General features: G+C 67.1%; 16 protein-coding genes. 10 read left to right on the forward strand and 6 right to left on the reverse strand.

What is annotated here, in order from left to right:
- The first annotated feature begins 62 nt into the window (after positions 1 to 62).
- Positions 63 to 551, forward strand: coding sequence for a hemerythrin domain-containing protein (locus tag QZL87_RS02565; protein WP_295323383.1), 489 nt, complete (start codon positions 63 to 65; stop codon positions 549 to 551).
- Positions 552 to 792: 241 nt separating this feature from the next.
- Positions 793 to 1,917: a tRNA guanosine(34) transglycosylase Tgt gene (tgt, locus tag QZL87_RS02570; RefSeq protein ID WP_295323385.1), complete on the forward strand. Its 1,125-nt coding sequence runs from the start codon at positions 793 to 795 to the stop codon at positions 1,915 to 1,917.
- A 3-nt stretch (positions 1,918 to 1,920) separates the two neighbouring features.
- On the opposite strand, the gene QZL87_RS02575 is transcribed toward tgt, so the two are convergent.
- Entirely contained in the window at positions 1,921 to 2,091 is a 171-nt protein-coding gene (locus tag QZL87_RS02575) for a NepR family anti-sigma factor (protein WP_295323388.1), read from the reverse strand.
- A gap of 208 nt (positions 2,092 to 2,299) precedes the next feature.
- On the opposite strand from QZL87_RS02575, the gene QZL87_RS02580 reads away from it, so the two are divergent.
- The 7 genes from QZL87_RS02580 (at position 2,300) to xth (ending at position 9,379) form a co-directional block, all read left to right on the forward strand.
- A complete protein-coding gene (locus QZL87_RS02580; protein ID WP_295323390.1) occupies positions 2,300 to 3,094 on the forward strand; it encodes a response regulator in 795 nt (264 codons plus the stop codon).
- 143 nt (positions 3,095 to 3,237) lie between these two features.
- Complete coding sequence (locus tag QZL87_RS02585; RefSeq protein WP_295323393.1) at positions 3,238 to 5,949, forward strand: bifunctional [glutamine synthetase] adenylyltransferase/[glutamine synthetase]-adenylyl-L-tyrosine phosphorylase; 2,712 nt, start codon at positions 3,238 to 3,240, stop codon at positions 5,947 to 5,949.
- Between the two features lie 3 nt (positions 5,950 to 5,952).
- Positions 5,953 to 6,420 carry a peroxiredoxin gene (locus QZL87_RS02590; protein ID WP_295323395.1) on the forward strand — a complete coding sequence of 156 codons (468 nt, stop codon included), beginning with the start codon at positions 5,953 to 5,955 and terminating at the stop codon, positions 6,418 to 6,420.
- 107 nt (positions 6,421 to 6,527) lie between these two features.
- Complete coding sequence (locus tag QZL87_RS02595; protein ID WP_295323398.1) at positions 6,528 to 7,319, forward strand: ferritin-like domain-containing protein; 792 nt, start codon at positions 6,528 to 6,530, stop codon at positions 7,317 to 7,319.
- 184 nt (positions 7,320 to 7,503) lie between these two features.
- Complete coding sequence (locus QZL87_RS02600; RefSeq protein ID WP_295323401.1) at positions 7,504 to 8,136, forward strand: M23 family metallopeptidase; 633 nt, start codon at positions 7,504 to 7,506, stop codon at positions 8,134 to 8,136.
- Between the two features lie 91 nt (positions 8,137 to 8,227).
- Positions 8,228 to 8,569, forward strand: a complete 342-nt coding sequence (gene erpA, locus QZL87_RS02605) for an iron-sulfur cluster insertion protein ErpA (RefSeq protein WP_295323404.1) — start codon at positions 8,228 to 8,230, stop codon at positions 8,567 to 8,569.
- A 39-nt stretch (positions 8,570 to 8,608) separates the two neighbouring features.
- Positions 8,609 to 9,379 (forward strand): exodeoxyribonuclease III, encoded by a 771-nt coding sequence (gene xth, locus QZL87_RS02610; RefSeq protein ID WP_295323406.1) that lies wholly within the window; start codon positions 8,609 to 8,611, stop codon positions 9,377 to 9,379.
- 101 nt (positions 9,380 to 9,480) lie between these two features.
- Here the strand turns inward: xth and QZL87_RS02615 are convergent, their stop codons facing one another.
- The 3 genes from QZL87_RS02615 to QZL87_RS02625 form a co-directional block, all read right to left on the reverse strand.
- A complete protein-coding gene (locus QZL87_RS02615; protein ID WP_295323409.1) occupies positions 9,481 to 10,602 on the reverse strand; it encodes a DUF1501 domain-containing protein in 1,122 nt (373 codons plus the stop codon).
- A 3-nt stretch (positions 10,603 to 10,605) separates the two neighbouring features.
- On the reverse strand, positions 10,606 to 12,036 hold the full coding sequence (locus tag QZL87_RS02620; RefSeq protein WP_295323412.1) for a DUF1800 domain-containing protein: 1,431 nt from the start codon (positions 12,034 to 12,036) through the stop codon (positions 10,606 to 10,608).
- Between the two features lie 64 nt (positions 12,037 to 12,100).
- The gene (locus QZL87_RS02625) at positions 12,101 to 13,267 is read right to left on the reverse strand and encodes an N-acetyltransferase (protein ID WP_295323415.1); all 1,167 of its coding nucleotides are present in this window, start codon (positions 13,265 to 13,267) and stop codon (positions 12,101 to 12,103) included.
- Positions 13,268 to 13,384: 117 nt separating this feature from the next.
- Here QZL87_RS02625 and QZL87_RS02630 point away from each other — a divergent pair, with 117 nt between their 5' ends.
- Entirely contained in the window at positions 13,385 to 14,518 is a 1,134-nt protein-coding gene (locus QZL87_RS02630; RefSeq protein ID WP_295323418.1) for a fatty acid desaturase, read from the forward strand.
- Positions 14,519 to 14,539: 21 nt separating this feature from the next.
- Here the strand turns inward: QZL87_RS02630 and QZL87_RS02635 are convergent, their stop codons facing one another.
- Together QZL87_RS02635 and QZL87_RS02640 are read right to left on the reverse strand one after the other, a co-directional pair.
- Positions 14,540 to 16,444: an Svx/AvrXca family virulence/avirulence protein gene (locus QZL87_RS02635; protein WP_295323420.1), complete on the reverse strand. Its 1,905-nt coding sequence runs from the start codon at positions 16,442 to 16,444 to the stop codon at positions 14,540 to 14,542.
- A gap of 25 nt (positions 16,445 to 16,469) precedes the next feature.
- Positions 16,470 to 19,235, reverse strand: coding sequence for a DUF5695 domain-containing protein (locus QZL87_RS02640; protein ID WP_295323422.1), 2,766 nt, complete (start codon positions 19,233 to 19,235; stop codon positions 16,470 to 16,472).
- Positions 19,236 to 19,347 lie beyond the last annotated feature (112 nt).

Here is a 19,347-nt window from a genome sequence, read left to right on the forward strand (position 1 = left end):
CGCCGGAACCCGCTGCGGCTTGCTCCGTTTTGTCTTCGAACCGCCAACGGACGGAGACGCATATGACCGAGACCAAAATCTTCGCACGGCTGAAGGCCGATCACGACCGGCACCGCGAATTGCTCGACCGCATCGACGCGACCCATGGCGACAGCGACGAGCGCCGCGCGCTGTTCGAGGCGTTCCGGGTCGAAGTGACCGCGCATGCGGCGTCGGAGGAAATGTCGCTCTATGCGACGATGCTCGCCAACCCGGACCTGCGCGACGAGGCGCAGCACAGTGTGGCCGAGCATAAGGAAATCGAGGATTTCCTCACCGAATTATACGAGATGGATTTTTCGTCGACCGGCTGGCTCACGCGCTTTCGCACGATGAAGGACCGCTATCTCCACCATATCGACGAGGAAGAGGAGGAGATGTTCCCGGCGGCCGAAAAGGAGCTTTCGGACGCGCGCAAGAAGGAGCTGATCCGGATTTTCGAGAAGGAGAAGCCGAAGGAAAAGGCGAAGGCGGCCGAGGAAGAGCCGTCGAGTGAAGAGGCGCGGGAATAGAGAGACAAGCCCTCCCCTTCAGGGGAGGGCGGCGAGACTTGCGAGCTTGCTCGCTAGTCGCAGCGGGTGGGGGCCATCGGCCGTGCGCTACGCCGCGAGCCCCCACCCCAACCCAGTGTCGGGTAAACCGTCCCCCGGACGGTTTAGGCCATGCCGGGGGCATGGCCGACCCGACACTCCTGAAGGGGAGGGGCTCTCCTTCTCTCGACTTTCGGCGCCTATCCAGCCATAGGCGCGCGCCATGGCCGACAGATTCGCTTTTCAGATCAGCGCGACCGACGGCGCCGCGCGCACGGGCGTGATCGCCATGCAGCGCGGCGCGATTCGCACCCCCGCCTTCATGCCCGTCGGCACCGCCGCGACGGTGAAGGCGATGCGCCCCGCCGAGGTGCGCGCCACCGGCGCCGACATCATCCTCGGCAACACCTATCACCTGATGCTGCGCCCGACTGCCGAACGCATGGCGCGGCTCGGGGGCCTCCACAAATTCATGAGCTGGGACCGGCCGATCCTGACCGACAGCGGCGGCTATCAGGTGATGAGCCTGTCGGCGCTCACCAAGCAGAGCGAGGAGGGCGTCGCGTTCAAGAGCCATCTCGACGGCTCGCGCCACATGCTCACCCCCGAACGCTCGATGGAGATTCAGCGTCTGCTCGGCAGCGACATCGTGATGGCGTTCGACGAATGCCCGCCCAGCGGCGTCGATGCGAAGCGCGCAGCGGCGAGCATGGAACGCTCGATGCGCTGGGCGGCGCGCAGCCGTGCGGGCTTCGACGCGGGCGGGGAGCATGCTTCGCGCTCGGCCTTGTTCGGGATCCAGCAGGGTTCGCTCGACGAAAAGCTGCGCGCGCGCTCGGCGGCGGCGCTGACCGACATCGGCTTCGACGGCTATGCGATCGGCGGGCTGGCGGTGGGCGAGGGGCAAGAGGCGATGTTCGGCGTGCTCGACTATGCGCCCGGCCAGCTTCCCGCCGACAAGCCGCGCTATCTGATGGGGGTCGGCAAGCCCGACGATCTGGTCGGGGCGGTGGCGCGCGGGGTCGACATGTTCGATTGCGTGCTGCCGACGCGCTCGGGACGCAACGGGCAGGCGTTCACCCGCGACGGCCCGATCAACATCCGCAACGCGAAATTCGCCGAGGATCAGGCGCCGCTCGACGCCGATTGTCATTGCCCGGTCTGCACGACCTGGTCGCGTGCCTATCTGCACCACCTCGTCCGCTCGGGCGAAATGCTCGGTGCGATGCTGATGACGCAGCATAATCTGCACCATTATCAGGATCTGATGCAGGACATGCGCGACGCGATCGCCGCGGGGACTTTCGCGGCGTTTCAGCGGGACTTCGACGCGCGCTACCGGCGCTGAAAATCAGTCGAGCTTGCCGAGCAGATCGAGCAGGGATTGCGGAATGGCTTCGTCCACGGTCGATTCATAGGCGCGGCGCAGGGCGCCGTTGACGTCCTGCCCCTTGGTGGTAGGTTTCCTGCCCGCGTCCTTTCCGGAAGCCTCGCTGCGTGGCGAACCGGTTTTAGAAGGCATTATCGAAGCATCCGCTGAACATGGGGCCTTTTGCTAACCGCGCATACACCAAAGAGCAATGGCGCGTTTGTTCCTTCGCGATGAAACCATTTTAGGGCTAAATCGTTCCCAAAGGTTGAAATATATCGGATGGGGACGGGGAGGTATGGGGGCTTGTCCCTTTTCCGGACGCATCCACCCCGTTTTAGCGGCTATCAGGAGGTAGAATATGTCATTGGGTCAGTCGGTTGCGCCGCATCTTCCCTATCTGCGGCGTTATGGCCGGTCCATTTCCGGAAGCCAGCGGAACGGCGATGCGCTGGTCGCGCGGCTGCTCGAAACGCTGGTCGCCGATCCGGGCGCGATCGACACCGGCGCCGACCTGCGCATCCAGCTCTACCGGATGGTGCATGACAATTTCGGGCTGATGGCCGAACAGGCGGCTGCGACCGAAGGCGGTGCGCTGACCGACATGGCGATCGCCGACGCGCGGCTGCGCCGCATCCCCTCGCTCGCGCGGCAGGCGCTGCTGCTCACCGCGGTCGAAGGTTTCAGCGCCGAGGATACGGGCCGGATCATCGGCCGCGATGCCGAGGCGGTGCGCTCGCTGATCGCCGACGCGACCGACGAGATCGATCGCCAGACGCGCGCGCGCATCCTGATCATCGAGGACGAACCGATCATCGCGATGGACATCGAAATGATCGTCCGTGACCTGGGGCATGACGTCGTGGCCGTCGCGACGACGCACCGCGAGGCGGTCGACGAGGCGCAGAAGCACCAGCCCGGGCTCGTGCTCGCCGACATCCAGCTCGCCGACAACAGCTCGGGGATCGAGGCGGTGCAGGAAATCCTGGGCGGCCTCAAGGTGCCGGTCATCTTCATCACCGCCTTTCCCGAACGGCTGCTCACCGGCGACCGGCCCGAACCCGCCTTCCTGCTCACCAAGCCGTACCAGCCCGCGACGCTGCGTGCGGCGATTTCGCAGGTGCTGTTCTTCGACGAAAGCACGATCCCGGCCTGAATTTCCTCGCCTCGTCATTGCGAGGAGCCGAAGGCGACGCGGCAATCCAGAGTAGGCGTAAACCGCCCTGGATTGCTTCGCTTCGCTCGCAATGACGAGGCGGGGGTTGCGAGCCGACGGCTAGCGGGCGATAGCGACAGTCGATGACCGCACCCGATGCTTCCGCGCGCCAGTCCGCGCTCGACCGGCTCACCGCCAACGCGCCGTTCCTCGCCCGGCTCGCCGAGATCAACCCCGACGATGTGACGCGGTTCCTGACCGACGGCACCGACGCGGCGCTGGCCGGTGTCGCGCCGCCGCCGGCCGGCGACGACATCATGCCCGCGCTTCGCCGGTGGCGCGGGCGGTTGGCGCTGTTGCTCGCGCTCGGCGACCTGTCGGGCGAGCATGACGTCGCGACGACGACGCGCCTGCTCTCCGGCTTTGCCGATATGGCGTGCGACGCGGCGCTCGCCGCCGCCTTTGCCGAGCGGGTGCCGGGCGAGGAGCCGCGCGGTCTGGCGGTGATCGCGCTCGGCAAGCTCGGCAGTCACGAACTCAACTATTCGTCGGACATCGATCCGATCCTGATCTTCGACCCCGAAACGCTGCCGCGCCGTTCGCGCGACGATCCCGGCGAAGCGGCGGTAAGGATCGCGCGGCGGATGGTCGAGATATTGTCGGCGCGCACCGCCGACGGCCATGTGCTGCGCGTCGACCTGCGGCTGCGTCCGCATCCCGAGGTGACGCCGATCGTGCTGCCCGAAAGCGCCGCGATCTCCTATTATGAATCCGAGGCGCTCGCTTGGGAGCAGGCGGCGTTCATTCGTAGTCGGGCGTCGGCGGGCGACCGCGCGCTCGGCGAAGATTTCCTCGCCGCGATCCAGCCTTTCATCTGGCGCCGCAGCCTCGATTTCCGGCAGCTCAAGGAAATCGGCGCGATGAGCGACCGCATTCGCGACCATTTCGCGCAGGGGCAGGCGTTCGGCCCGGGCTTCGACCTGAAGCGCGGGCGCGGCGGCATCCGCGAGATCGAATTTTTCGCGCAGGTCCACCAGCTCATCTACGGCGGGCGCGACCCGTCGCTGCGCGTGCCCGCGACGGTCGATGCCCTGGCGGCGCTCGCGGCGGCGGGACGGATCGAACCCGAGGTCGCGGCGCGGCTGTCGGGCCATTATGCGACGCTGCGCCGTATCGAGCACCGGTTGCAGATGATCGAGGACCAGCAAACTCACAGCCTGCCCATCCAGGAAGCGGCGCTCGATGGCGTCGCGCGGCTCGACGGCGAGATAGACGGCGCGGCGCTGCTCGCGGCGCTGGAGCCGGTCGTCGCCGATGTCGGCAGCTGTTACGACCGGCTCGTTGCCGAGCGCGCCGTGACGACGGGGCTGCCGCGCGACGAGGGCGGCCTTGCGGCGGAGCTGATGGCGGCGGGGTTCGATCCGCCTGACGCGGCGCTGCGCACGATCGCCGAATGGCGCGGCGGCAAGCTGCGCGCGCTGCGCAGTCCGGCGGCGCAGGCGGCGCTCGAGACGGTGTTGCCCGAACTGATGAAGGCGTTGGGTGCCGCGCCCGATCCGCAGGCGACGCTGCTGCGTTTCGACAAGCTCGTCGGCGGGCTGCCGAGTGCAGTAGGCTTCTTCCACCTCCTCGCGGCGCAGCCCGAACTCGCCCGGATCGCGACGCGCACCCTGTCGCTCGCCCCGACGCTGGCCGACGCGCTCGGCGCGCGGGTCGAGCTGATCGAAGGGCTGATCGACAAGCGCGCGTTCGAGGCGCCGGCGGCCAAGGCCGACCTGCTCGGCGAATGGACGCCGGGACTGGCGGGTCTCGACTATGAGCGGCTGCTCGACCGCGTGCGCGACCGCGTCGGCGAGCGGCGCTTCGCTTATGGCGTGCAGTTGATCGCCGGCGCGAACGATCCGCTCGCCATCGCGCGCGGCTATTCGGAGCTCGCCGAAGCGGCGCTGCAGGTGCTCGCCGATGCGACGGTCGCCGAATTCGTGGCGGCGCATGGCCGCGTTCCGGGCAGCGAGCTTGTCGTGCTCGCGCTCGGCCGGCTTGGGGGCAGGGCGCTGACGCACGCGTCGGACCTCGACCTCATCTACCTGTTTACCGGCGATCATCTCGCCGAATCGGACGGACCGCGTCCGCTCGGCGCGACGACCTATTACAACCGCCTTGCGCAGCGCGTGACCGCGGCGATGTCGGTGCCGACCGCGGCCGGCAAGCTCTACGATGTGGATACGCGGCTGCGCCCGCAGGGCGCGCAGGGGCCGCTTGTCGTCACGCTCGACAGCTTCGAACGCTATCAGCGCGAGGAGGCGTGGACGTGGGAGCATATGGCGCTGCTCCGTGCGCGGCCGGTCTATGGCTCGGACGCGGTAAAGGCGGAGGTGGAGCGCATCGTCGCCGACCTGCTCGTGATCCCGCGAGATCCCGCGAAACTGGCGGCCGACGCTGCCGAGATGCGCGCCAAGATCGCGGCGCACAAGCCGCCGAAGGGCGCGCTCGACATCAAGGGCGGGCCGGGCGGGCTCGTCGACCTCGAATTCGCGATGCAGGTGACGCAGCTTGCGAGCGGCCAGTGCCATGACCCGAATATCGCGGCGGCGCTGGCGTGCCTGAAGGCCGCCGGGCTGGCGCCGACCGAGGTGTGCGCCGCGCACGGGCTGCTCGCGCGGATGCTCGTCATGCTGCGCCTCACCGCGCCCGACGGGGAACCCGCGACGGCGGCAGCGCGTCAACTTGTCGCGGCGGCGTGCGGCGAACCCGGCTGGCCGCAACTGCTTGCCGCGCACGATTTGGCGCGGCAGGAGATCGCGAACTGGTGGGCTTCGATTCGGCCCGCCGCCTCGGCACAGCAGGAGATTTGAGACATGAGCGCACCCGCGATCGGCGACCCGATTCCCAATGTGAAACTTCTCGACGCCGACGGCGCGGCGATCGACCTTGCCGCGATGAAGGGCGCGCCTTTGGTCGTCTATTTCTATCCCAAGGCCGATACGCCGGGCTGCACGACCGAAGCGCAGGATTTCACCCGCCTCGCGCCCGAATTCGCGCATCTGGACGCGCAGGTGCTGGCGGTATCGCGCGATGCGCCCGCGAAGCTCTGCAAGTTCCGCGACAAATATGGCCTGACCGTCCGCCTCGCCTCCGACGAGGATGGCGCGGTGTGCGAAGCCTTCGGCACCTGGGTCGAAAAGCAGAATTACGGCCGCACCTATATGGGGATCGAGCGGTCGACCTTTCTGTTCGGCCGCGATGGCAGGCTGGCGAAGGAGTGGCGCAAGGTGCGCGTGAAGGGTCATGCCGACGCCGTGCTGGAGGCCGCCAAGGCGCTTTGAACGATGGCCTTCATTCCTATCCCGTTCGCGTCGAGCGAAGTCGAGACGCCCCTCGCGCCTACGCGGCGTCTCGACTTCGCTCGACGCGAACGGGCAGGGTTGATGCCTTGACCACCCTCGGCGAGGCCGCGCGCGGGGTTCTGCTGACGGCGGACCCGCACGCCAAGCGCCGCGCGGCGCGAGGGCTCGCGCGGGCGTGGCGGCGCGGCGACATCGAACATCGCTGCGACACGCCAATGCCCGACCAGCCCGCATGGCCGGCGGCGCCCGAACTGATCGCGCCGAACCGGATGCCCAAGCGCGGCAAGGGCGGGTCCGAGCGCGGGCGCATCGCGCTGCTCCATGCGCTCGCGCATATCGAATTCGTCGCGATCGACCTCGCGGTCGATCTGGTCGGGCGCTTCGGCGGCGAATATCCCTGCGCTTTCGTCGACGACTGGATCGGCGTCGCCGCCGACGAGGCGATGCACTTCGCGCTGCTCGACCGGCGGCTGCGCCAGCTCGGCAGCCATTATGGCGCATTTCCGGCCCACGCCGGGCTGTGGGAAGCGGCGCAGGCGACCGCCGACGACGCGCTCGCACGGCTCGCGATCGTGCCGATGGTGCTCGAAGCGCGCGGGCTCGACGTCACGCCGGCGACGGTCGACCGCTTCCGCGCCGCCGGGGACGAGGCGTCGGCGAAGATTTTATCGCGCATTTACAAGGATGAAATCCGGCATGTGAGCGCCGGCACAGTCTGGTTCCGGCAAAAGTGCGACGAAATGGGATTCAACGCCGTCGAAACGTGGCATTCCCTGGTAAAATCGCGCTTTCGCGGCAGTTTGAAGCCGCCGTTCAACGACTCGGCGCGCGAGCGTGCCGGTTTAACGCAAGAATTCTACGCCGTTATTGCTTCGTAAGGATTGGAACAGCACACAGGCTTCCGCGGGGGATGAGCAATCATCCAAACCAAGAAATACCGGCGCCAAGGCCTTTTCCGGGCTTTGGCGACATGGCAAACGCGGGGTCGTTGTTTTGATTAACACTCTTCTGGCGCAAAAGTTGCACCAAGTCGCAATGGTTTGCGCGGCAGCATGTTTCGGATTGGCCGCCCCGGCCGTCCACGCCGCCGATACCAGCGCCGACGCCGGCATTGTCGCTCCCGACGAACCCGATGATGACAGCTTCGATGCTGGCGTTCCCTCGGCAAGCGAAGACAGCGAAGCCCGCGCGATCTTTCAGGCGTGGAAGCGCCTCGACACCGGTCTGACCGCCTCGATCGGCGTTGCGATTCCGTCGCGCCGCCCGATCGACCAGATGTCGCTGTCGTCGTCCTACGGCATGCGCGTCCACCCCGTCACCGGCCGGGTCGCGCGCCACAACGGCATCGACATTCCGGCGCCGCGCGGCACCCCGATCTATGCGACCGCCGACGGCATCGTCGGCCGCGCCCAGCGCCTCGGCGGCTATGGCAATTATGTCGAGGTCGAGCATGGCAACGCGATCCAGACGCGCTACGGCCATATGTCCTCCTACATCGTGCGCCCCGGGCAGCAGGTGAAGAAGGGCGATATTCTCGGTTACGTCGGTTCGACCGGCCGTTCGACCGGCAACCACCTCCATTATGAAGTCCGCATCGAAGGCGCGCCGGTCAATCCGCTGCCTTTCGTCCGTTCGGACCAGATGGCGATCGCCGCGATTACCGGCAAGAATGTCGCGATGGGCGGTCCCGAATAAGAGCTTTCCCGGGTCGGAGAGGAAGGGGCGCCAGGCGAGCTATCGTCGAGGCGCCCTTTTTATTTGAAGGCGGGACGCCTATCTAGCGATCATGGTCACGCAGCTTTCCGACATCACCCTTTCGCCCGCCGCCGCGGCGCGCGTCCGCTGGATCGCCGGCCGCAAGGGCGAGGCCGCCGCGGCGCTGCGCCTTGCGGTCGATGGCGGGGGCTGCTCGGGTTTCACCTATCGCTTCGGCCTCGCCGAAAGCATTGACGCCGACGACATCGTCACCGAGACCGACGGGGTGAAGCTCGTCGTCGACCCGGTCAGCATCGATCTGGTGCGCGGCTGCGTCGTCGATTTCGTCGATTCGCTCGGCGGATCGTCGTTCAAGGTCGAAAACCCCAACGCCGCATCGGGCTGCGGCTGCGGATCGAGCTTCTCGATCTGACGCCTTTCACAGCTGCCAGCTTGCTGGCATAGGTGCGCCATGAAAATCGCGACCTTCAATATCAACGGGATCAAGGCTCGTCTGCCGCGCCTCGTCGAATGGCTCGAGGAAACGCAGCCCGATGTCGCCTGTTTGCAGGAACTGAAGTCGAGCGACGAGACGATGCCGACCAAGGAGATCGAGGCGGCGGGTTACGGCTTTCTCTATCACGGGCAAAAGGGCTTCAACGGCGTCGCGATACTTGCGAAGGGCGCCGAGCCGGTCGAGGTGCAGCGCGGTCTTGCGGGCGAGGCGGAGGACGAGCAGTCGCGCTATCTGGAGGCCGATGTTCACGGCATCCGCGTCGCATCGATCTATCTTCCCAACGGCAACCCGCAGCCGGGACCCAAGTTCGATTACAAGCTGCGCTGGATGGCGCGGCTGCGTGAGCGGGCGAAATTTCTTCTCGCCTCCGAAATCCCGACGGTGCTCACCGGCGACTATAATGTCATCCCGCACGACGACGATGTGTGGGATCCGCGCGCGATGACGACCGACGCGCTGATGCAGCCCGATTCGCGCGACGCCTGGTTCCGCCTGCTCGGCGACGGCTGGACCGATGCGATCCGCAGCCGCCATCCGGCGGGCGGGGTCTGGACCTTCTGGGACTATCAGGCGGGCGGCTGGCAGCGCGACCATGGTTTTCGCATCGACCACCTGCTGCTGAGCCCCGCGCTCGCCGACCGGCTCGTCGATGCGGGCGTCGACAAGGATCATCGCGGACGCGAGAAAGCGAGCGATCACGCGCCGACCTGGGCGGTGCTGTCTTAACGGAAGCAGAAGAAAAGCCGTGTGCTCCTGCGAAGACGGGGCCCCATCTCCGGCCGGTGCCATTTCGAACCGATCGGAGATGGATCCCCGCCTTCGCGGCCTCATGCGTCGGGATAAAGCGTCGTCATCACGCGCTTGGGATCGAGCGCATAGTGATGCGCGACCGCGTCGGCGATCACGCTCTCTAGGCTGCGCGTCGGCTTGAGATCGCGGCCGTCGTAGCGCGCCGCGGCGGCGAGCCCCGGCCAGTCGGCCGACACCTTGCCGCCCATCGCCAGCCCGCCGCCGAGCAGCATCGCGGTCGACCCGGTGCCGTGATCGGTGCCGCCGGTGCCGTTGACCTCGACCGTGCGACCGAATTCGGTCGCGACGATGACGAGCGTGTCGTTCCACGCGGGACCAAGCCCCGTCTGCAGCGCGCCGATCAGCTGGTCGAGCCCGCGCAGTTGCGCCGCGAGGCGCCCGCGCTGGCCGCTGTGCGTGTCCCAGCCGCCGGTTTCGACCATCATCACGCGCGCGCCATCGACCGGCAGCATCAGCGACGCGGCGAGCTTGCCGAGGTCGGCGCCGTTGCGGCCGTTGTTGCCGCCGATGTCGCTCGCCAGCTCCTGCGTCTTCACCGCGCTGTCCCACAGCGGGTGGAGCAGCGGGTCGTCGGCGTACATCGCGGTCAGCCGCGCGATCAGGTCGGCATCGGCCTGCGGCAGGCGGCTCGGCGCATAGGTGCCGACCTGCACCGTGCCGCGTAGCGCGAGCGGAACCGCGGGCGCAATGGCGATCGCATCGCGCTCGGCGGCGGGGAGCAAAGTCAGCAGCCGCCCGATCCAGCCGTCGTCGCGCCCATAGGGGCGCGATCCGCCGCCCTCGAGCATATTCTGCCCGTCGAAATGCGACCGGTCGCGATAGGCCGTCGCGACGGCGTGGGCGAAATGCGCCTGCTTGCCGGCGTAAAGGCCTGCGGTCTGCGCGAGCGCGGGATGCAGCGTGAACATGCCGTCGAGCTTCGCGCCGCCCGCCGTCTCGTCGGCCAGCGCGCGGCGCGCGGCGGCGAAGGCGGGATCGCCCGTTGGCGCGACGGTGGCAAGCCCGTCGGCGGCGCCGCGCTGGATGACGAAGACGAGGCGCTTGGGCGTGCCCGCCGCGGCATAGGCGAAACCGGGGAGCGCGCCCGCGGCGGCGACGGTGATTCCCGACAGGATGATCGAGCGACGTGAGAGGATCATCATCTATCTCCGCAAAAAGGCAGGGCTCGCGAACAGCATCGCGAGGCCCTGGCCCGGGCTGTCGGCGCGCGCGATCGCCTGGCTCGTTTCGGGCGTGAGCGCGTCGGCGAGGACGAGCGGGGCGAGCTGGCGCGCATCGGCGCGGTCGCCGATCCGGCCCGCGATGCGGCTCGCCAGTTCGACGCGCTGCATCAGCGCCGCCGACCCCGCCCAGGTCGCGACCATATCGTCATATCCCTTGGGCGATCCGGGGCGCCACACCGGCTGGCCGAGCTGGGTGAACATGGCGGCGATGTTCTGGCGCTGGCCGAGCCCCGGTGTTTTCAAGGCGCGGAGCATCGACACCGTCCAGTCCCACGGCGATTTGAACATCGTCGGCGTAGCGGTCCAGGGTTCGGGCGAGGCGATGAGCGTGCGATAGAGCGACGGCAGGTCGCCGCCGGTTCGTTCGAAATCCCCCGCCAGCCGGTCGACCAGCGTCGCCGGCGGATCGTCGGATGTGAAATGCCGCGCGAGTTTGGCCGCGACATGGCGCGCGGTCGCGGGATGAACGGCCAGATCGCGGAGCACCGCTTCGGCCTGTTTCCCCCCGGGCTGGTCATAGCGTTTGCCGAGGATCGTCAGCGCCCCCGGCTGATGGAGCCGATCGACGAAGACGGTCGCGCCCGGCCGTGCGTCGGCGGGCATCAGCCGCTGCCCCGCGCCGCGACCGAGCCCGGCGACGGTGAGGCCGGTGAGCGCCTTGGCGAAATTCGTCACATCGGCCTGCGTATAGCCGGCGCGCACGCCGAGCGTGTGCAGTTCCATAATCTCGCGCGCCAGATTCTCGTTGAGCCCCGGCGCCTGCCGCCGCCCACGATTTCGCACGCGCGTCGCAAAGGCGCTGTCGGGGCCGAAGCTCTGCGCCTGGTCGAGGAAGAGCAGCATCGCGGGATGGTGAACGGCCGCGGTCAGCAGGTCGGCGAACTTGCCCATGACATGCGGACGGATCGCCTCATTCTCGTAGTTTCCGGCAAAGCCGACGACGGTCTGCTTGTCCGCCGAGATCGCGAAATGATTGGCCCAGAAATGAACGAGTCTTTCGGCAAAGGGCGTCGGCGTCGCGACCGCGGCCGCCAGCCGGGCGCTCGCGGCCTCGCCATAATGACGGCGAAAGCCGGCGCGCGCCATGCGCCGCATCGCCGGGACGTCCGCGCCCTCGTCGTCGCGCATTTCCGCGCTGTTCGCTTCGCGGCGCATCGCCCGCCGCTCATCGCGATATTCGGCATAGGCGGTCGCGATCTCCTCGCGTCCCGCCAGCCCCGCGATTGCCGCGGGGGCGGGATCATAATCGCCGATCTGGCGGATCAGCCAGTCCTTCGGATCCTCGATCGCGGGGTCGTCGAACCGGCGTCCGAGGCCAAAGCGGTTGGCGGCAAGATACTGGACTGCCATTGACAAGCCTTTCCATGCGTCAAACGCACGGTGGCGGCCATTTGTCGCAAAGCTGTCCCAGCGGTCAGAGCGCCTTGTCGTAGATTTGATACACCCGGTTGACCTTAGCCTCGATCGCGTCGGCAACGGCGTTCATGCCCTGATTGTCGTCGAGCACCCAGCCGATGTCGCCCTGTTCGGCTTCATAGTCGCGCACCGCGTCGCGCCGGATGAACTCGATCATCATGAAGGCCAGCGTGCTTGCCATGCGGCTGTTCTGCAGCTTCTTCGCGACGCCCATCAACGGGACACGCAGGATGCGGCTTTTGGGCTTGCGCAGCCACCAGAGCAGCCGCGCCCAGTTGAAGGGGAGCAGCGACCCGTCCATGTCGATCAAAAGCTGGTTGATGTTGGGCAGCACGATCATGAAGGCGACCGGTTCGCCGTCGAGTTCGGCGACGCGGATCAGATCCTCGAACACGATGTCCTTGAGCTTCTTGCCGACATAGGCGATCTCGCTGTCGGTCAGCGGTACGAAGCCCCAATTGTCGGACCAGGCGTCGTTGAGCAGGCCCATGATCAGCTTCGCCTCGGCATCGAAACGGCGCTTGTCGACCTTGCGGATGCGGATTCGCGCATTCTTCTCGCCCGCCGCGACGATGCGGTTGACCAGCGGCGGAAAGCCGTCGGCGATGGCGACCGAATAGTTGAAGAGCTGCTTGACGGGCGCATAGCCCGCATTCTCGATCCAGCCGTGATAGAGCGGGCTGTTGTGGCCGAGCATGATCGTCGGCGGCGTCTCGAAACCCTCGATCAGCAGCCCCGGCTCGTCCCAGATCGAAATCGACAGCGGGCCGAGCGCGCGCGTCATGCCTTGCCCGCGCAGCCAGTCCTCGGCCGCGGCGATCAGCGCATGCGCGCTGTCCTCATCCTCGGCCTCGAGCAGCCCCCAATTGCCGGTGCCGGGTCCCATGCCCTGTTCGGCGGGCTGCGCGAGCGCGAGGGCGTCGATGTGCGCCGAGATGCGGCCGATCGTGCGGCCGTTCCGCCGCGCGAGGAAGAATTGCGCCTTGCCATGCTCGAACCACGGATTCTTGCCCGGCGTGAGCAGGCCGTAAACCTCTCCCTTCAGCGGCGGCACCCACGCCGGGTCGCCGCGGTTGAGACGAAAGGCAAGCTCGACGAACTCGCGCAGGTCGTTCTTGTCCTTGACCGGATGGATGGTGATCGGACCTTCGTTATGCGCGCTCATATTGGTTTCCTGAAAAGCCAACCCTATATTTGTCGCGACGCATTAGGGCATAGATGGGGCGCTGGCGACCCGCATTCGGCCATTTTGCTGCCACGAAATCATGGTGAAGAGCCGCTTATGACGACGATCAATCCCCCCGCCGATCGGGTCGCGACCCCCTTCGCGCCGTCGGCGCCGAAGATGCCCCCGTCGGCGGATGCCGACAAGATTCCGAAGTCCGCCATCGCCGACGATATGGCGATGATCCGCGCGGCGTCGGAGCTGACGCGCGATCTCGTGCAGCCGTCGGCGCGCATCTATTGGACCGACTTTCTCGCGTCGACCTTCGTCGGCTATGCGGGCATCGCGGCGGCGATCCTGGCGCCCTCGACCGCGTGGATGCTCTTTGCCGCGGTCATTGCCGTGGTCGCGCTCTACCGCGCGGGCAGCTTCATCCACGAACTCACACATATCCGCAAGAATGCGCTGCCGGGCTTCCGCCTTGCGTGGAACATCCTCGTCGGCGTGCCGCTGCTCATCCCCTCCTTCATGTATGAGGGGATTCACAGCCTGCACCACAACCGCACCAAATATGGCACGGTGGAGGATCCCGAATATCTGCCGCTCGCGCTGATGAAGCCGTGGACGGTGCCCTTGTTCGTCGTCGCCGCGGCCTTCGCGCCGCTCGCGCTCGTCTTCCGCTACGGCGTGCTCACCCCGTTGTCGTTCCTGATCCCGCCGCTGCGCCGGGTGGTCGTCGAACGCTATTCGGGGATGATCATCAACCCGCTGTTCCGCCGCAAGCCGCCCGAGGGCGAGTTCCGGCGCCAGTGGGCGTGGCAGGAAGGCGGCGCCTGGGCGTGGGCGACCTTTCTGATCGCCGCGGGGGTTTTCGGCTGGGTGCCGCTGCGCGCGCTCGCCATCTTCGGCGCGATCGCCTCCGCGACTTTGGTGCTCAACCAGATCCGCACGCTCGTCGCGCATCTCTGGGAAAATGACGGCGAAGTGCTGACCGTCACCGGCCAGTTCCTCGACAGCGTCAACGTCCCGCCGCCGGGATTGCTGCCCGAGCTGTGGGCGCCGGTGGGCCTGCGCTATCACGCGCTGCACCACTTGCTGCCGGGCGTGCCCTATCACTCGCTCGCCGAGGCGCACCGCCGCCTCAAGGACGCGCTGCCCACCGATTCGCAATATCATGGCGCGAATTACGACAGCCTGCCGAAGCTGGTGATGAACCTGGTCGCGGGGTCGGCGCGAGGTCGCGCGGCCTGATCCCGAACGGGCTCCGGGCCTTCAGGGGCGCCACTTGTAGACCGGCCGTGCCGTGACTTCGGCGACGGGCGCGGTCAGGCCGGCGCCGCGCGCGGGGTCATCCGCCGCCGCCTGATCGACGAAGCCGTAATAGACGCCTTTGGCGAAGGAGGCGCCGCGCTGCTCGACGTCGCCGATATTCTGCGCGGTGCCCGACAGGACGATATTCTGTTCATATTCGCCGAGGCCGAGGAAGACGGTATCGGCGCGCGCCCGGTCCTTGAGGATCGTGTTGCCGCGGATGACCGACAGGCCGCTGGCGCGGGCATCGTCGAACAGCTGGCCGCCGTCGACGACGGCATGATCCTCGACGCGGGCGGTGCCGCGCACCTCGCCCGAAAAGACGCGCGCCCAGGGGCCGACATAAGCGGCCGGATCGACCGTCGCGCTCGCGGCGACCCAGCCGCCGCCGTTCGGATGGCGATGCCCGCCTGCTATCGGCGGTGGAGCGTCCGGCTGGAACCCTTCGGGCATCGCACCTTCGAACGCGGCCATCCACGGATAGCGATAGATCGAATAATAGGGCTGTTCGGCGCCGATATGATGAAAGCTGCCGGGCGCGCCCACGACGATCAGATAAAGCCCCTGATCATCGGGCAGCAGCGACAGCGTCGTCTGTCCGTCGGCCCCGCGCTGAAGCGGCGAATAACGCGCGCGGCCCGACCCGCCGACCGCGACGAGTCCCCAGCGCCAGCCCGAGGAGGGCGCCGGGATCGCGGCCGGTTCGTTCGCCAGTCCCGGCAGCGCGGGTGTCGCCGACGCGCTTTGGACGATGCCGCGAAAGGTGACGGTCGCGCTGTCCGCGCCGGCATCGGGGTGCAGGCGGACGATATTATAGCCCCAGCGCTGCGGCGCCCAAGCTGCCGGAACGGCGAACTGCCTCCGGTCGAGATCGACCGGATCGAGGATGGTCGTGCGCAGCAGCCGGTCGCCGAGCTGCGGTTCGTAGCCGCCATATTCGCGGCGATAGATTGCACCCTGATCGGTGCCGTCGGGATTGACATAGTCCCAATTGGCGTTGCGCATCGCCCAGTCGCCAAAGGCATCGTTGAGCTGGGCGAGCGTCCAGCCGCGGCTGCGCATCAGCACCTCGACCGGATCGGCGCTCGCGCCGCCGGCATCCATATCCTTCGGCGCGTCGGACCACAGTGCATTGACCGCCGGATATCCGAAGCGGTTCTTGACATATTCGAGGAACTGCCAGTTGCAGTAGCGGACCCGCGACGAGCCGTAATAGAGGTGCGGATAGTTGACCGACAGCACCGAACAATGGGTGTTCGCCCGAAATTCGGGCAATTGATGCGTCATCCAGTTGGCGTGGCTTTCCCACAGCCATTGCGAATAGGGCGAGCCGCGATAGGCGCCGGTCATCGCCTGCAGCGCATGGGTGAATTCATGCGCGAGACCGAAGCGGTCGCGCACGCCGCCGGGGCCGATCCACATGCCCATCTGGCCGAGGGCATCGGCACCGCCGGACAGGCCATAGTCGGCGGCGACGTAGATATTGGCCTTGCGCTTTTCCGTCTTGCCGCAGTCGGGTTCGGGAAAGCCGATACGATCGACAAATTCGCCCCAGACGAATTCCAGATGCTCGCCGGCCGCGCGGGCATCGGCCATCGGCACGAGATCGCCCTGCCAGCGGAACGCGAAATGCGCCGTTTCATATTGCACCGGCAGCGGTCCGTTGACGGCGTCACCGGGGTCGGTGGCCGCGACCGACCAGCGGCCTGCGACACATGCGCCGTCGGAAGCCGAAGGCGATGGCGTCGGGGCCGGAGCAGGCGTCGGGGCGGGCAGGGTGATCGGACCCGCGCCCGATCCGCTGCCACCGCCGCAGCCGGCGAGCGCAAGCAACCAGAGCGCCGTCATCGCGCGCGTGCGGGTCATGGGCTTCCTTCCCGTCGAGTGGCGATCAGCGCGGGGTCAGGGCGATGGTGACGGGCTCCGCCGCGAGCGGAATGGTAAAGCCTCCGCGCTCCGCCTTCGCCCCGGCGACGGTCATCGGCCGTGCCGATGCGGTCGTGGCCTCGACGAACAGGCGGGCGTGCGGGGTATGCTGGCTTGCGGGATCGAGCGTCAGCTCAATCCGTCCCGTCACGGGCGTATAGGTCGCGCGCGCGATCTTGCCCGCTTCCAGCGTGATCCACTGCCCCGCCGGCGCGATGAACAGCCGCGCCCGCGCGCTGTCTTTGGGCGTGATGGTTATTCTGTCCTTCGCCGCATCGACGTCGCCGCCGAAGCCCAGCCAGCCGAAGGTCGGATCATCGACGACATAGGTCGCCGAGGCGATCGCATGGCCGTAAAAGCCCATGCCGTAATCGCCGCTATAGGGATCCCATTTCATCATATCGGGCCAGGCGTGGAAGGCCGCGGAGGAAAAGCCCTCCTGATCGATATTGGTGATGCCGCCCATCATTCCGCCATAGGCGACGCGGAGCAGGTGCAGGTCGGCGGGATCGCGCCGGAAGGCGTCGAACAGCGGCACCGCGTTGAGCGCCGAGCCATAGTGATGAATCTGCCGCTCGATGCGCGCATATTTGCCGCCATAGAGGAAGTCCCAATAACGGCGGGCGTTGCCATTATAGGCCCAGCTCGGAATGGTGGGATCATAGCCGAGGATCACCTCGCGCGTCGCATCGGCCTGCGGCGCGAAGCCGAAATAGCGCATCCAGGCATAGACTTCGGGTTGGCCGGTCGAATCCCACGGCATTTCGGACCCAAAGGGATATTTGAGCGAGCGCCAATGATCGGCGCGCTTCTTCATCAGCGCTTCCATCTCGGCCGCCTCGGCCGTCATCCCCTCGCGCTTCAGATCCTTCAATATATCGACGAAGACGTCGCCTTCCATCAGGCCGAACTCGGCATAATAGGGCGCGTCACGCATCATCGCGACCGTGGTCTGATGCGCCTTTTCCAGATACCAGCGCCAGTCGTGCCGTTTGACCAGGCCGGGGTGGTTGCGTGCCGTGCGGTACAGCACCCAATGGCCGATCGCGACATGCGGATAATTATAGGCACGGCCAAGGTCGCCCGCGCCCTTGGCGTCCCATGCGGTCCAGCTTTTCCATTTATCGGCGGGGAAGCCGTCATAGGCATCGGGGAATTTCGCCGGGTCATAATAAAAGAGGCTCTTCTTGACCGCCCCGGCCTTCGGCCCGTCGGCCAGCTGCAGATTGCCGACCACGGTTTCATCGACAAGCCGCTCGATCTTCGCGACCTCGACCGGATCGGGATTGTCGAGTTGCTTGATCGTCGCGGCGACCCAACTGCCGCCGCCGCCTTCGTCGCTCATCCCCGCGATCCAGACGCGCGGTTCGACATCGACGATCTTCTTAGCCTCATTGTCATAGGTCAGGATCGCCGGCGACCGGCCGAAAGGATCGTTCCGGCCTTCATACCATTGGCGGGTGGTCGCGAAACGGCCGAGATCGGCGACCGCCTCGTCCGCGGGTTTGGTCACATAATAGCTGACAGTCTGCCTGGTGCCGTCGGCGTAGGCGATGGTGAGGCGGACCGGCCCCCACTGCCGCCCGCGGATGGCGAGGCGGGCCCAGCCCTTGACGCTGCCCGCGGCTGTCGCCTCGACCGCTCCGGCCGGATGGCTCTCGACCGATATGATCCGGCTCGGCGCCTTGACGAACAGGCTCGCCTGCTGGTCCATCGGGACGACATAGCCGGGTATGCCGACGGCCACCGGGCGCTGGTTGGCGATCAGCGTCGATTCGATCGCGCGGATCGACGGCGCCTGGACCAGCCGCACGCCCACCTCGATTGCCTCGCCCGGGGCAAGGGTGCGGCTGGTCGGCGCATTCCACTGTTCGCCGGCGTCCTTCCATTCGCGTTCGGCGAGGGCCGCCGAATGGACCGTCCAGTCATAGAAGCCCTCGGACGTCTGTCCGCGCGGGCTTTTGTCGGTGAAGATCGAGCCGGGCTCGGCTTCGCGCGGATTCTTGAGCGGGCTGTAGGCCTCGAGCGCGCTGTTCCTGCCGCGCGGCAGGACGAGCAGCGCGGGGCCGTGGCCGTTGAGGCGCGTGACTTGCAGATATCCGGCGTCGCGGCCGATATAGGGGTCGACGAAGCTGGCTTCGCTATGCGCTTGGTCGAGACTGCGATCGATCAATATATTGTCGAAGACCATCGGCATGCCGAGCGCCCCGATCTCGAGCGGTCGATCCGACCGGTTCGCGATGCGGAAGGAGAGCCCGAGCAGCCCCTTGTCGTCGAACCAGCGTCGCTCGACGCTGAACGGCGCGTCGGGGCCCATGCTCGCGGTGATGTCGGCCGCGGCGATCGCCGCTCCGCCCGCGGGCAGCGGACGGATCGCGCGGCGCGTCTGGGCCGATGCGAAGTCGCGCCATTCCCCGCCGGGCGTTCGCACGCGCAGGTTGAGGTCGCCGATATGATTATAGCCGTCGCCGGCGCGTTCGGCCTCGCGCGCGGTCGGGACGAAGCTGAACCCCGGCTCGGCGCCCGGCGAAAGCCGGGCCAGCGTCTGCGTGTCGGTGCGCAGCGCGACGACCAGATCGCCGACCCGATATTCGCTCGTCGCGATCGGCTTATACTGGGGCTTCGGCGGCTCCTGTGCGATCAGCGCGGGGGTGGCGGCGACCAGCACGAGTCCGCCGCCCGCCAGCAGCGCCGCCGCAAAAGCCGCTTTGCCGCGGCGCCACTTTGTCACTCTATCCTGGTTCACTGCTTCTCTCCCGCTTCATCGGGCATAGCAAAGCATGGTCAGACTTCAAGAGATAATATACAGTATATTGTAAGACTTCATGCTAAAATGACGCTGG

It is taken from the genome of uncultured Sphingopyxis sp. (genome assembly GCF_900078365.1).
Taxonomy (GTDB): Bacteria; Pseudomonadota; Alphaproteobacteria; order Sphingomonadales; family Sphingomonadaceae; genus Sphingopyxis.

Coding starts and splice junctions, on each gene's coding strand:
- QZL87_RS02565 (WP_295323383.1), top strand. CDS start 63: ATGACCGAGACCAAAATCTTCGCACGGCTGAAGGCCGATCACGACCGG.
- tgt (WP_295323385.1), top strand. CDS start 793: ATGGCCGACAGATTCGCTTTTCAGATCAGCGCGACCGACGGCGCCGCG.
- QZL87_RS02575 (WP_295323388.1), bottom strand. CDS start 2,091: ATGCCTTCTAAAACCGGTTCGCCACGCAGCGAGGCTTCCGGAAAGGAC.
- QZL87_RS02580 (WP_295323390.1), top strand. CDS start 2,300: ATGTCATTGGGTCAGTCGGTTGCGCCGCATCTTCCCTATCTGCGGCGT.
- QZL87_RS02585 (WP_295323393.1), top strand. CDS start 3,238: ATGACCGCACCCGATGCTTCCGCGCGCCAGTCCGCGCTCGACCGGCTC.
- QZL87_RS02590 (WP_295323395.1), top strand. CDS start 5,953: ATGAGCGCACCCGCGATCGGCGACCCGATTCCCAATGTGAAACTTCTC.
- erpA (WP_295323404.1), top strand. CDS start 8,228: ATGGTCACGCAGCTTTCCGACATCACCCTTTCGCCCGCCGCCGCGGCG.
- xth (WP_295323406.1), top strand. CDS start 8,609: ATGAAAATCGCGACCTTCAATATCAACGGGATCAAGGCTCGTCTGCCG.
- QZL87_RS02615 (WP_295323409.1), bottom strand. CDS start 10,602: ATGATCCTCTCACGTCGCTCGATCATCCTGTCGGGAATCACCGTCGCC.
- QZL87_RS02620 (WP_295323412.1), bottom strand. CDS start 12,036: ATGGCAGTCCAGTATCTTGCCGCCAACCGCTTTGGCCTCGGACGCCGG.
- QZL87_RS02625 (WP_295323415.1), bottom strand. CDS start 13,267: ATGAGCGCGCATAACGAAGGTCCGATCACCATCCATCCGGTCAAGGAC.
- QZL87_RS02630 (WP_295323418.1), top strand. CDS start 13,385: ATGACGACGATCAATCCCCCCGCCGATCGGGTCGCGACCCCCTTCGCG.
- QZL87_RS02635 (WP_295323420.1), bottom strand. CDS start 16,444: ATGACCCGCACGCGCGCGATGACGGCGCTCTGGTTGCTTGCGCTCGCC.